This is a genomic window from Lachnospiraceae bacterium JLR.KK002 (assembly GCA_036941025.1).
Taxonomy (GTDB): Bacteria; Bacillota; Clostridia; order Lachnospirales; family Lachnospiraceae; genus Petralouisia.
This window is the reverse complement of record JAYMNP010000001.1, coordinates 240,807-253,353: the sequence shown is the minus strand read 5'-3', so window position 1 is coordinate 253,353 and position 12,547 is coordinate 240,807. Positions and strand designations below refer to the sequence as shown.

Sequence of the window (12,547 nt, the reverse complement as noted above, 5' to 3'; positions counted from 1 at the left end):
CTGGCTTCTCCACAGGAAATCAGCTCTTTCCTGCAAAAGCAGGCGCATATTTTGCGGCAAGAAGTATGGCTTCCACCATGCTCACTTCTCCCGCTTTCCCCGTTCCCGCAATATCAAAGGCAGTTCCATGGTCCACAGAGGTGCGCAGGATGGGCATTCCGTTGGTGACGGAAATGGTCTTTTCAAAATCAAGGGTCTTCGTGGCAATGTGTCCCTGGTCGTGGTACAGCGACAGTACGCTGTTGTAGGTTCCCATGGCCGCCTGATGGAACACGGAATCCGCTCCGATGGGCCCGGCCACCGGATATCCTTCCGCCTTAAGCTCTTCCACTGCAGGAATAATTTCATGCACTTCCTCCCAGCCGAACAGGCCATGTTCTCCGCAGTGGGGATTTAAACCCGCAACTGCCATGGTTCCCCCTGTCACACCCAGCTTTTCCAGTGCTTTCAGGCAGCGTTTCACATAATTTTTGATTCTGTCTTTTGTAATCAAATCCAGCATTTCCCGCAGAGACACGTGTCTGGTCAGGAAAAACACCCGCATACCGTTGGTCTCAAACATGGTCAGCGGATCCTCCGTGTGGGTCAGGGCGCCGAAAATCTCCGTGTGGCCGATAAAAGGGACGCCTCCTGCCCGCAGAGATTCCTTGTTGATGGGCGTTGTGGCCACTGCATCCACCCTGCCGGAACTGGCAAGAAGAATGCTCTTTTCAATATATTCGTATGCGGCCTTCCCGCACATGCCGTTTACTTTTCCAAATACAGCCTGGCTTTCGTCCAGATTTTTCAAATCCAGAAAATTCAGCACACCCCGGCGGAACTCTCCTTCCTCCGGCTCCCGAATCAGGTGGAGCTTAAGATTTGTACCGGTAATCCGAACCGCCCGCTCCATAATGGACTTTTCTCCGATTACAATGCACTCCGCCGCCTCAGCTACTTTCGAAGAGGCGGCCGCCTTCGCCGCAATTTCCGGCCCGATTCCCGCGGCGTCTCCCATGGGCACTGCAATACGTGGTTTTTTCATATGTTTCACCCTTTCTGTTTTCATACTTCTACCATACCCATACTATACACATATCCGGCCGGAATCTGTCAAGTTCTTTTTTTGCTATTTTTAACCAGAAAACATAATATTTTCCATAATATTTTCTTTTTCTTTGCAAATAATAACACCATGATAAGCAACAACGTTTCGAGGCGGACGTCATTCCGAAGAATGAGCCATTTCGGAATGATGTTCTTATCAGAAAACAATAAGAAAAAATATTTGGAGGTGAATCGAAATGGCTAACAGCAATTCTGGTTCTAACACAAGTAAAATGGCAGTACCTCAGGCAAAAGAGGCTATGAACCGTTTTAAACAGGAGGTTGCTTCTGAAATCGGCGTACCTTTGAAAGAAGGTTACAACGGTGACTTAACTTCTGCTCAGGCTGGCTCTATCGGCGGAGAAATGGTTAAGAAAATGATTATGAAACAGGAACAGCAGATGTCCGGCGGACAGCAGTAATCTGCCCTTCTCCAGACATTACGACAACTGTTTTTGGATACAGGATTTCTCTTGTACCATAAGTAAAAGAAGAGGATGTTGCAGAAATTTTCTGCCACATCCTCTTTTGTATGCAGTTTATGCTTCCTTTTGGACATCCTCTGCTCCATTCACATGGAATTTCCCGATTTCCGCCCGCAGAGTTTCTGCACTTTGTCTTGTTCTGGTTACCTGCTCCAGCACCTCCGCAGATTCTTCCGCAATAACGGACGCCCGCTGGGCAATTTCTGTGGTGCCTTCCGCCCCTTCTTCTGCCGCTTTGGAAATATCGCTCATGGAATTTTTGATTCCTTCCATGTTGCCTGACAGTTCCTGTGCAATGGTGCTGAACTCGCTCATCAGTTCATCCACGGAAGCCCCGTCCTGGTCATACTGTTCTCCGATGGTAAGGAATCCTTCGTAATCCGCTGTTACATCTTTAACTACAAACTCCAGCAGCTTTCTGGCATTGGAAGAAAGGTTTTCCACAGCCTGGGTCACTTCCTGAGTTACTTCCTGTATCTGAATTACCGTCTGTCTGGACTGTTCCGCAAGGGTTCCGATTTCTCCCGCAACCACCGCAAAGCCTTTGCCTGCCTCGCCTGCTCTCGCCGCTTCAATAGAAGCATTCAGAGACAGAAGATTGGTCTGGGAAACCACGTTCATAATTACTCCGGACAGTTCGTAAATCTGGTCGATTACCTTTGCATTCTCCAGGGCTGACTCCAAATCCTGCTGGATTTCTTTTTTCAGCAGCACTGCCTTTTCCTGCGCTCCCTTAATCCGGATATTGGTTTTTTCTGCTCTGCCTTTGATTTCAGCAGCTCCCTGTGCTCCATCCTGGGAACGCCGGGCAATCTGCTGTACCGCCGCATGAATTTCTCCTGCCGATTCATCCGCCATTGTGGTGGTGGCTGCTGTTTCCTGCATACCTGCGGACAGTTCCTCCGTTGCAGCAGATACGCTTGCAATATCGTCGTTCAGTTTCGCTACGCATTCGTTGACCGAACCTGCCGCAAAACTGATATTTTCAGATTCCGTCTGCACCTGGCTGATAAGTTTCACCATGGATGTTTTCATATCTTCCATGCTTCTGGCCAGACCGCCGAAATCATCCCGCCGCTTCACAAATTTTTTCATATAATCTCTGGTGTAATCGCCTTCTGCCATACAGTTCAGCTGCCGGACCACTGCTCCGAGAGATTTCGTAATATCCACCACAATAAACAATGCGATTGCCATCAGCAGCAGAACCACTATTACTATGGCTGCAATGGATATCCCCCTTGTGGTTTCAAATATATTTTTTACGGATTCATTGTTTTGTACCGCCAGTTCTTCCAGTTCGTCCACATAGTTCCCGGTACCTACTACCCATTCCCAGGGCTCGAAGGCTTTACTGTATGCGCGCTTCGGATAATTTTCCGTACTGCCCTCTTTGGGATAATAGTATTCCGTAAATCCACCGTCTTCCTGCTGACCGTTTTTGATGATATCCTTTATCATCTGATAGCCCTGGCTGTCTTCTGCTTCCATACGGTTGGTTCCTTCCGTATCCTGTCCCAGCAGAACCACATTGTCTCCCTCGTATGTATCAATCCAGAAGTAACCACTCTCGCCGTAACGGAGTTCTCTCACCAGGTCTGCCGCCAGTTTTCTGGCCTCTTCTTCCGAGTATGCACCGTCCTGATATTCTGCATAGATTTTTTCCAGCAGAGTGATTACATTTTCCACCTGTCCCTTAATCTGTTCATCATAATCATCATAAAGAACCTCTTTCATGCCGGAAACTGACTGCCGGTAGGATTTTTCCATACCGCTCATATTCAGAATCCCCATGGCACACAGAGACAGTGCTGCCACCGCCGCCAATATAACCAGTTTCGTACGCACCTTCAGATTTGCAAACATGTTCTCCCATTCCTTTCTCATTCTGCGGGAAACTCCCGTTCTGCTGCGGAAAAATTTTCCGCCTGTCTCTCCCGCCTGATTTTCTCCTGCTCCTTGCGCTTCTTTATTTTATCACAAAGCGGGAGCAAAAAGCTGTATTTTTTTACATACACGACAAAATGTCAAACTCTCGTTCCTGTTGCAATTGTCCGGAAATCCGTCTATAATTATAGCATGAAAATTTTCTGAAAGAATATGAACGAGCACAACTGCGAAGCAATATTTTCCTTCTGTGCGAGTGCGCATCCTGCCCGGAGGGCTTTCTCTTATAGGAAATCCATATACTTTAGCACTTCACAGTAACACGGTATTTCCTATAAGGATTAGGGTATCAAAAGGTCCATTTTCATTGCAGAGCAAATTTTTTCAAGATTGTGCTACAATATCTTGAGGCGATGCGGCGCATCGTTGATAGATATTGTGGTGCAAGATTGAGGAAATTGTCCTGCAAAGGAAATTCAGACCTTTTGACACCCTAATCCTATAAGAGAAAAAAATGTACATTTCCCGTAATATAAAAATCAGAACAGAGGAGACATGAAATATGCCATTTACTGAAATATGTATTTATCAGGTCAAACCGCAAAAAACAGAAGAATTTGAAGCACTGATGCTGGAAGCGAAAAGCCTTTTGGAAAAACAGGAAGGACTGCTTCTGCTTCGGCTGGCCAAAAGAGGATATCACATAGACATGGAGCAAATCCGAGAGGGGCTTCCTCCCCTGGAAATCAAACGCATTGTAAAAAGTGTTAAGTACATGCTTTACTGGGAATTTGATACAAAAGAAAACTACGGAGCCGCGCAGAAAAACCTTTACAACAGTTACTGGAAGTCTGTTGAAAAATGCCTGTTCGTCCCCCACGACAAATATTTAGGAGAGTGTATATTTTAAATGGAAATTGAGCGCAAATATTTAATCAAATCGCTGCCGGCTCATCTGGAATCCTTCCCCTTTCATCAGATTGAACAGGGATACCTCTGTACGGAGCCGGTGGTGCGTATCCGCAGACAGGATGAAACATATTATCTTACTTATAAATCCAAAGGTCTGATGGTACGGGAGGAATACAACCTTCCTCTGACCAGAGAAGCCTGGCTTCATCTGAGGCCCAAGGCAGACGGAATTCTGATTGCCAAGAAACGATATCTGATTCCCCTGCCTCCCCGCTACACCATAGAGCTGGATATTTTTGAAGGAGAACTGGCCCCGCTGGTTCTGGCAGAGGTGGAATTTGAAACGGAAGAAGAAGCAAATTCTTTTGTTCCCCCGGAATGGTTCGGGGAAGATGTGACGTATTCTGAAAAATATCACAACAGTGTGCTGAGCAGAGGCAGCAACAGTTCAGAGAATCCTGGCTGACAGAGACTTGCATATCCGGTACATTTGCATGTCCATATCGGCAGCGGCAGTGCAGAAGCTAACGCTCTGCACTGCCGCTGCCGATATGCAGTTTTCTGTTATTCAGCTCATTCTTCTCATCCAGTAACAGGTTTTTTAAAAACAATTCCAGATATTCCCCGGTCTCGTGAATACCGTTTTTTAAATCATTATAATTGGCTCTGACCAGTGCATTGCGGAAATACCAGGCATGTTCTGCAAAAATATCATTCGTCACATCAAATCCAAGGGTTTTCAGATACTTTATAAAAAACACTGCTGTCGTCCTTGTATTTCCTTCCGCAAATACATGAATCTGCCATAATCTCGATACAAAAAAAGCAAGGTGATGAATGATTTCATCCATGGACAGACCTTTATAGGAAAATTCCTGCTCCTGGGAAAAATCGTATGCAAGAGTCGCCTGAAGTTCCGAAGCACTGCCATAAATCACAGACGCACCGCCGAGCACCCATTCCTTTTTTGTAATATTATAATCACGTATCCGGCCGGCATGGGAATAAATTCCCTGAAATAATTTTCTGTGAATGGCCAGGTACTGATTCGGATTGAATGAAAAGGCATTTTCTGCCAGAAGTTCCGCAATTCTTACCGAAACTTTGTCTGCTTCTTCTGTCCGGTCATTCGTATCATGTCCGGTACGTTCTTCATAATAACTGTCCAGGAGCTGCCGGGCCTGTGCCATGGTAATTTCTCCTTCGATATTTTTCACGGCAGTTTTCTGAAGATAATCGGATGTTTCCAGATGGTCTACCGCCTGTAAACCCATGGCTGTAAACCATGCATATCCTTTTTCTTTTTTTCCCGGCTCCTGCTGTCGGATGTATTCTCTGAAAGGATCCTGCGTCATGATGCCTGCCTCCTTATGGCTTCTGGTTTTCATTTACATTATACAGACTTATCAGATTTTTGCAATTCACTGTTTATACATTTTTAACCTGGGCGGCCGTTTGACGTGCCTGTTCCATACTGTCCGCACATTCTGCAAAACCCATTCCAAACAGGGTAATGGATTATCGGACAGGCAAATTCATGCCCTGCAAATTTTAACAAAAACAATGAAGCCATGAGTATAAAAGCTCCTCATGACTTTATCAGGCTCGAAATAATATGTATATTTTCTTAATCATATCAGGAAAATACTTTTTATTTTAACACAACAATGCCTTTTCTGACAAAACACCCCCCGGATGATTTTCACATTCCGATACGAACTTTCTGCCGGCAGTCTAAACACCCGGAGAACTCATAAAGGACACACCGCTTATGATAACAATAGCTGCAGGAATCAGAGAAACTACAGAGCATACAAGTCCGGCAATGGCCATCCCTCTCCCTTCTTTATTCCCTGACAGGCCAATACCTGCCAATATGATACCGATAATGGCACAGGGAATGGAAATAAAATAAAAACAGCAGGACATTACCAGTGCAACAATCCCCAGAACCATCGAGGCTACCCCAAATCCAACTCCTCCATTTGTCTGTCCTTCCATAGATGCTCTCCTTTCAAAAAACTCTGTTACAGTACCAGAGACGGTGCCGAATAAGTACGTGCGGCCAGTTCACTGTTCAGCATATACAGGCTGCGTGCGTCATCTCCGAACAGTTCCATTTTGGTAATCTGATCCATGGAATTCTTCTCTTCCTCTCCCTGCTCTTTGATAAACCAGTCCAGAAACTGTGTGGTACGGAAATCTTTTGCTTCCTGCGCCGCCTCATAAATGGTATTAATCAGTGACGTCACATACCTCTCATGTTCAAGTCCGGCTTTCAGCGGGTCCATAATTGTCTCGAATGTCTTATCCGGTCTGGCAATCGCCTCAAAGGTAACCTTTTCTCCGTTATTCTGTAAATACTGGTATATCAGCATTCCGTGATCCTGTTCTTCCCTGGCCTGAATCTCATACCAGTTTGCGAATCCGTCCAGCCCCTTCTGTGAATAGAAGTTGGCCATGTCAAGATACAGATAAGCAGAATAGAACTCCTTGTTAATCTGATCATTTAATAAAAAAGCAACTTTTTCGTTCATTGTCTTTCCTCCCTGTGAATGTACTGTCAGATAATTGCGAAACTATATAATTATCAAAATTTCATGTACAATTATTGAATTACGCAATTACCTGGATATATTATAATCTTTCTGTTCTTCCATATCAAGTGAAAAGTAAAACGGTTTCCTCCCGGACAATGAAATGTTCAGCGGAAAAATCAGGTATCATCAGCCTGAGCATCTCCGGTTAACGCCATAATCGTCTCTGTCACTTCCTCCAGTGCCCGCTTAATCTCTATGCTGGTGCGGCCCATACCCTGCGCAAGTTTCTGAACTTCATCTGCGACTACAGAAAAACCTTTTCCTGTTTCTCCCGCCCTGGCCGCTTCTATGCTGGCATTCAGCGCAAGTATTTTCTGACGCTTACTGAAACCCTCAATCTGCTTTGTATTATCATTGGCAACTACAATCTGCTTTGCCGCTTTACTGATTCCTTCCCTCATTTCCAGAACAAGTTTCTGATTCTGCATGGTTGCATAGCTCGCTCTGACAAACATATTGATGACATCCCCCAGTAACTGTGCGGAAGCCTCAATTTCTTTTTCTGTCTTAACATTTACCTCGCGAAGGGCCCTGATATACTCATCCTCATCAATACCCAAATCCCTGGCTGTCTGCCTGAACTTTTCCTCATCCGGATTTTCCGGCAATACCTGCCCGCCAATCACGCTCCCCAGCACGGTTCCATCTTCTAATGTAATGGGTATCCCGAAATCAACCAGCCCTGCATGGCAGGGATATACTCCCTTCCCCTCTCTGTCATTTTTCTCACACCTTTTTCGTCCTTCGTCGCTGCCTCTGGTCAGCTTAATGCAAAAATCCGTAAAATTATAACAGTCGCTGATATACTCACCATCATCTCCTACTGCCACCGTTGCAAGACCGGTACTGCTCGCCCAGTTATTCATGATTTCTTCGAACTTTTCCATATCACAAAAATCCTGTAATTTCATAATAGCCTCCTTTTCCAGCATACTCCATACCATTACAATATTTGAAAACAGGCAATCAACCGCCGATACTGGAAATCTTTCGTTCTGGTAAATCACCATATGCCGGAGGACTGATCTTATAACTACCATTCTAGAACAATATAAAGATAAAATCAATGTCACTTTACATTTTTTTGACAAAATAACCGGAAAAAGTATTAAATCAGACAGATTACAATCGGTTTTCATACGCCATTTTGGCGTATCCCCTGGTCGATGATTTTAAATATTCTTCACCTTCGCAATATCAATCAAATCCAGTTCTTCGCTGGCACAGGCATGTTCCAGACTTTCCGCCAGGGCATTGGCTGTGTCCATGGCGGTGATACAGTACACACCTGTCTCAATGGCATTCCGGCGGATTAAAAATCCGTCCCGGCTCTTATCCCGTCCCTGGGTTGGAGTATCAATGACAAGGTCTATTTTATGGCCCAGAATCAAATCCATTACATTGGGAGACTCCTGGGAAATCTTATTGATACGTCTTGCGCTGACTCCATGATTCTGCAGGTATTTCGCAGTGCTTCTGGTGGCGTAAATCTTATAGCCCAGCGCTTCAAACCGTTTCGCCACCTCCACGGATTCCGGCTTGTCCGCATCTTTTACCGTCATAATCATCTGTTTGTATTTCGGAAGCTGTACGCCCGCTCCCAGAAATGCCTTGTACAATGCCTCGTCAAAGGTTCTGGCAATTCCAAGGCATTCTCCGGTGGATTTCATTTCCGGCCCAAGGCTGATTTCCGCTCCACGGAGCTTCTCAAAGGAAAATACCGGCATTTTGATGGCCACATACTCTGCTTCCGGCGCAAGTCCCGTGGGATAGCCCATACCCTTTAAAGTATTGCCGATAATAACCCTTGTGGCCAGATCCACAATGGGAATTCCCGTTACTTTGCTGATATAGGGAACAGTCCGGGAAGAACGGGGATTTACCTCAATCACGTACACATCCTCATCCATGGCAATAAACTGGATATTGATTAAGCCCACCACATGAAGTGCCCTGGCCAGTCTCCTGGTGTATTCCACGATTTTCTCCTTTACCTCCTGGCTGATGGTGGGGGCAGGATAAACGGAAATGCTGTCGCCGGAATGTACGCCTGTCCGCTCAATATGCTCCATAATGCCGGGAATCAGAATATCCGTGCCATCGCAGACCGCGTCCACCTCAATCTCTTTTCCCTGTAAATACTTGTCCACCAGAATAGGATGGTCCTGGGCAATCCGGTTGATGATTTCCATAAATTCTTCGATTTCCTCATCAGTATACGCAATCTGCATCCCCTGGCCGCCCAGCACATAGGAAGGACGTACCAGAACGGGATAGCCCAGGCGGTTGGCCACTTCCCTGGCCTCCTCAGCAGTAAATACCGTGCCGCCTGCCGCCCGCGGGATTTCCGTCTCCTCCAGAATTTTATCGAATAATTCCCGATCTTCGGCTGCATCCACATCTTCTGCCCTGGTGCCGAAAATTGGAACGCCCATCTTCATCAGGCTTTCCGTCAGTTTGATGGCCGTCTGGCCGCCGAACTGCACCACAGCCCCATCGGGTTTTTCCAGACGGACAATACTTTCCACATCCTCCGGAGTCAGGGGCTCAAAATACAGTTTATCCGCAATGTCAAAGTCTGTGGACACCGTTTCCGGATTATTATTTATAATAATGGTCTCATAGCCCTCTTTTGCAAAAGCCCAGGTACAGTGCACGGAGCAGTAATCAAACTCAATCCCCTGGCCGATACGGATTGGCCCGGAACCCAGCACCAGCACCTTTTTGCGCTTTTCGGAACCGGACGCTCCGGTTTTCCCGCCGGAACTTCCCTGCTCTCTGTCGGGAAAGGCTTCATTCTCACTGCCGAAGCAGGAATAGTAATAAGGAGTCTCCGCTGCAAATTCCGCCGCACAGGTATCCACCATTTTAAAAGCTGCGGTAATTCCATGTTCATAGCGCAGATTACGGATTTCCTGTTCCTGTTTTCCGGTAAGGGCGGCAATGACAGAATCCGGAAATTCCAGCCGCTTTGCCTCTTTCAGAAGCTCCGGCGTCAGTGTTTCCTGTTTCAGTTGTTCTTCCATTTCTACCAGAATGGAAATTTTATCAATAAACCAGAGGTCTATTCTGGTAATCTCGTGAATTTTTTCATAGGAAATCCCCTGGCGCAGCGCCTCGGCAATCACCCAGATTCTCCGGTCGTCCACCTTTTTCAGGCGCTCCCTTAACTCCTCTCTGGAAAGGCCGCTGAAATCATAGCTCATCATGCTGTCCACATGCTGTTCCAGGGAACGGATGGCTTTCATCAGCGCCCCCTCGAAACTGGTGCAGATACTCATCACCTCTCCCGTAGCCTTCATCTGAGTAGTCAGACTCCGCTTTGCGGTAATAAATTTGTCAAAGGGCAGTCTTGGGATTTTTACCACGCAGTAATCCAGCATGGGTTCAAAGCTGGCGTATGTTTTACCGGTAATGGCATTTCTGATTTCATCCAGGGTATATCCCAGGGCAATTTTTGCCGCCACCTTCGCAATGGGATACCCCGTAGCCTTGCTCGCCAGCGCAGAGGAACGGCTCACACGGGGATTTACCTCAATCACACAGTATTCAAAGCTGGCGGGATGAAGTGCATACTGAACGTTACAGCCTCCGGTAATATTCAGCTCGGAAATAATATTCAGTGCGGAGGTGCGCAGCATCTGGTATTCCTTATCCCCCAGTGTCTGAGACGGAGCCACCACGATACTGTCTCCGGTATGAACGCCCACCGGGTCAATGTTCTCCATGTTGCAGACGGTAATACAGTTGCCGGCCCCGTCACGCATCACCTCATATTCAATTTCCTTCCAGCCTGCAATACAGCGTTCCACCAGCACTTCCCCTACCCGGCTGAGCCTCAGGCCGTTGGCAAGAATTTCCATTAATTCTGTTTCATTACGGGCAATTCCGCCTCCGCTTCCCCCCAGGGTATAAGCCGGACGCAGCACCACCGGGTAACCGATGGTATTGGTAAATGCAATTCCGTCTTCTATATTATTAACTACCATGGAAGGGGCGCAGGGTTCTCCTATTTTCTCCATGGTGTCTTTAAAGGCCTGCCGGTCTTCCGCTTTAAAAATTGTCTCCGCTGTGGTTCCTATCAGCTTTACTCCATGTTTTTCCAGAAACCCGGACTCTGCCAGTTCCATGCCCAGATTCAGCCCTGCCTGTCCTCCCAGGGTGGGAAGCACGCTGTCCGGCTGTTCTTTCAGAATAATCTGTTCCAGCACCTTTGCAGTCAGAGGTTCAATGTACACCTGATCTGCAATTTCCTTATCTGTCATAATGGTGGCCGGATTGGAATTGACCAGAACCACCTCCACCCCCTCTTCTTTCAGAGAGCGGCACGCCTGAGTTCCTGCGTAATCAAATTCTGCGGCCTGCCCGATGACAATAGGGCCGGAACCAATCACTAATACTTTTTTAATTTCAGAATTTTTTGGCATTACCGGTCCCCTCCCATCATACTGATAAAACGGTCAAATAAGTAACTGCTGTCCTGAGGCCCCGGACAGGCTTCCGGGTGAAACTGAACGGTAAACACAGGCTTCCGGATATATCTTAACCCTTCGTTTGTTCCGTCGTTTACATTGATAAAAGACGGAACCGCCACAGAATCGTCCAGGTGTTCCGTATCCACCACATACCCATGGTTCTGGGAGGAAATATATACCCGCCCTGTTTCCAGATCTTTCACCGGATGATTGCCGCCCCGGTGGCCGTATTTCATTTTATGGGTATCAGCCCCGGCGGCCAGAGCCATAAGCTGATGGCCCAGGCAGATGGCAAACACCGGAATACCCGATTCGTATAATTTCCGGATTTCTTCTATTATATCGTCGCATTCCTTTGGGTCTCCCGGCCCGTTGCTTAACATAATTCCGTCCGGATGGGAAGAAAGAATTTCTTCCCCTGAGGTATGGGCCGGATAAACCGTGACGCTGCAGCCTCTGTTCTGCAGAGATTTTGCAATATTTTTCTTGGCCCCCAAATCCAGAAGGGCTACTCTTTTCCCTTTTCCTTTTAACGTGGAAATCTCTTTGCATGTCACTTTATCCACCACGTTTCCGGTCCGGTACGCTTTCAGCCTGGGAATAATATCTTCCATCCGATAATTTTCATCGGTGGTAATCATCCCGTTCATGGTTCCCTTTTCCCGGAGGATTTTCGTCAGGGCCCTGGTATCAATTCCTGCAATTCCCGGAATATCATGTTCAGCCAGAAAATCCTGCACCGTGCCCTGACTGCGGAAATTACCGGGCATCCGGGACAGTTCCCGGACAATATACCCTTCCGCCCAGGGACGTTCCGATTCCATATCCGGCGTAATCCCATAATTGCCAATCAGGGGATATGTCATGGCAACTGCCTGTCCGGCATAGGAGGGGTCTGTCAGAACTTCCAGATATCCCGTCATGGAAGTGTTAAAGACAATTTCACTGATTACTTCTCCGGCAGAGCCAATGCTGATGCCTTCAAACACCGTTTCATCCTCCAGTATTAGAAATGCTTTCATTTATTTACCGCCCTTTCTGTCTGATTTTTTGCAAAAAAAAAAGAGTTCATTGCACCATTGCAGTCTTTTTCCTGTTCTTT

At 46.8% G+C, this 12,547-nt stretch carries 10 protein-coding genes and 1 pseudogene; 3 read left to right on the top strand and 8 right to left on the bottom strand.

Going from position 1 to position 12,547, the window contains the following annotated elements; all coding sequences use genetic code 11:
• Positions 1–19: 19 nt before the first annotated feature.
• Positions 20–1,024: a 4-hydroxythreonine-4-phosphate dehydrogenase PdxA gene (pdxA, locus tag VSQ32_01300; GenBank protein MEH2941521.1), complete on the bottom strand. Its 1,005-nt coding sequence runs from the start codon at positions 1,022–1,024 to the stop codon at positions 20–22.
• 295 nt (positions 1,025–1,319) lie between these two features.
• On the opposite strand from pdxA, the gene VSQ32_01295 reads away from it, so the two are divergent.
• On the top strand, positions 1,320–1,508 hold the full coding sequence (locus VSQ32_01295) for an alpha/beta-type small acid-soluble spore protein (protein ID MEH2941520.1): 189 nt from the start codon (positions 1,320–1,322) through the stop codon (positions 1,506–1,508).
• 117 nt (positions 1,509–1,625) lie between these two features.
• On the opposite strand, the gene VSQ32_01290 is transcribed toward VSQ32_01295, so the two are convergent.
• Positions 1,626–3,458, bottom strand: coding sequence for a methyl-accepting chemotaxis protein (locus VSQ32_01290; protein MEH2941519.1), 1,833 nt, complete (start codon positions 3,456–3,458; stop codon positions 1,626–1,628).
• Between the two features lie 562 nt (positions 3,459–4,020).
• Between VSQ32_01290 and VSQ32_01285 the strand changes: the two genes are divergently transcribed.
• Positions 4,021–4,368, top strand: a complete 348-nt coding sequence (locus tag VSQ32_01285) for a hypothetical protein (GenBank protein ID MEH2941518.1) — start codon at positions 4,021–4,023, stop codon at positions 4,366–4,368.
• On the top strand, positions 4,369–4,836 hold the full coding sequence (locus tag VSQ32_01280) for a CYTH domain-containing protein (protein ID MEH2941517.1): 468 nt from the start codon (positions 4,369–4,371) through the stop codon (positions 4,834–4,836). It abuts the gene before it with no gap.
• Between the two features lie 82 nt (positions 4,837–4,918).
• On the opposite strand, the pseudogene VSQ32_01275 reads toward VSQ32_01280, so the two are convergent.
• The 6 genes and pseudogenes from VSQ32_01275 to VSQ32_01250 form a co-directional block, all read right to left on the bottom strand.
• A pseudogene (locus tag VSQ32_01275) lies at positions 4,919–5,725 on the bottom strand (Fic family protein).
• Between the two features lie 379 nt (positions 5,726–6,104).
• Positions 6,105–6,371, bottom strand: coding sequence for a hypothetical protein (locus VSQ32_01270; protein ID MEH2941516.1), 267 nt, complete (start codon positions 6,369–6,371; stop codon positions 6,105–6,107).
• 26 nt (positions 6,372–6,397) lie between these two features.
• Positions 6,398–6,907, bottom strand: a complete 510-nt coding sequence (locus tag VSQ32_01265) for a ferritin (GenBank protein MEH2941515.1) — start codon at positions 6,905–6,907, stop codon at positions 6,398–6,400.
• 179 nt (positions 6,908–7,086) lie between these two features.
• Positions 7,087–7,881 carry a PocR ligand-binding domain-containing protein gene (locus VSQ32_01260; protein MEH2941514.1) on the bottom strand — a complete coding sequence of 265 codons (795 nt, stop codon included), beginning with the start codon at positions 7,879–7,881 and terminating at the stop codon, positions 7,087–7,089.
• Positions 7,882–8,142: 261 nt separating this feature from the next.
• Positions 8,143–11,397 carry a carbamoyl-phosphate synthase large subunit gene (gene carB / locus VSQ32_01255; GenBank protein ID MEH2941513.1) on the bottom strand — a complete coding sequence of 1,085 codons (3,255 nt, stop codon included), beginning with the start codon at positions 11,395–11,397 and terminating at the stop codon, positions 8,143–8,145.
• Positions 11,397–12,467 (bottom strand): carbamoyl phosphate synthase small subunit, encoded by a 1,071-nt coding sequence (locus VSQ32_01250; protein ID MEH2941512.1) that lies wholly within the window; start codon positions 12,465–12,467, stop codon positions 11,397–11,399. The genes carB and VSQ32_01250 overlap by 1 nt, the downstream gene beginning before the upstream one ends.
• Between the last annotated feature and the right edge of the window lie 80 nt (positions 12,468–12,547).

What these genes read in the sequence shown, in the direction of transcription:
- pdxA (MEH2941521.1), bottom strand. Translation starts at nt 1,024, where the DNA reads ATGAAAAAACCACGTATTGCAGTGCCCATGGGAGACGCCGCGGGAATC.
- VSQ32_01295 (MEH2941520.1), top strand. Translation starts at nt 1,320, where the DNA reads ATGGCAGTACCTCAGGCAAAAGAGGCTATGAACCGTTTTAAACAGGAG.
- VSQ32_01280 (MEH2941517.1), top strand. Translation starts at nt 4,369, where the DNA reads ATGGAAATTGAGCGCAAATATTTAATCAAATCGCTGCCGGCTCATCTG.
- VSQ32_01285 (MEH2941518.1), top strand. Translation starts at nt 4,021, where the DNA reads ATGCCATTTACTGAAATATGTATTTATCAGGTCAAACCGCAAAAAACA.
- VSQ32_01260 (MEH2941514.1), bottom strand. Translation starts at nt 7,881, where the DNA reads ATGAAATTACAGGATTTTTGTGATATGGAAAAGTTCGAAGAAATCATG.
- VSQ32_01250 (MEH2941512.1), bottom strand. Translation starts at nt 12,467, where the DNA reads ATGAAAGCATTTCTAATACTGGAGGATGAAACGGTGTTTGAAGGCATC.
- VSQ32_01265 (MEH2941515.1), bottom strand. Translation starts at nt 6,907, where the DNA reads ATGAACGAAAAAGTTGCTTTTTTATTAAATGATCAGATTAACAAGGAG.
- carB (MEH2941513.1), bottom strand. Translation starts at nt 11,397, where the DNA reads ATGCCAAAAAATTCTGAAATTAAAAAAGTATTAGTGATTGGTTCCGGC.
- VSQ32_01290 (MEH2941519.1), bottom strand. Translation starts at nt 3,458, where the DNA reads ATGAGAAAGGAATGGGAGAACATGTTTGCAAATCTGAAGGTGCGTACG.
- VSQ32_01270 (MEH2941516.1), bottom strand. Translation starts at nt 6,371, where the DNA reads ATGGAAGGACAGACAAATGGAGGAGTTGGATTTGGGGTAGCCTCGATG.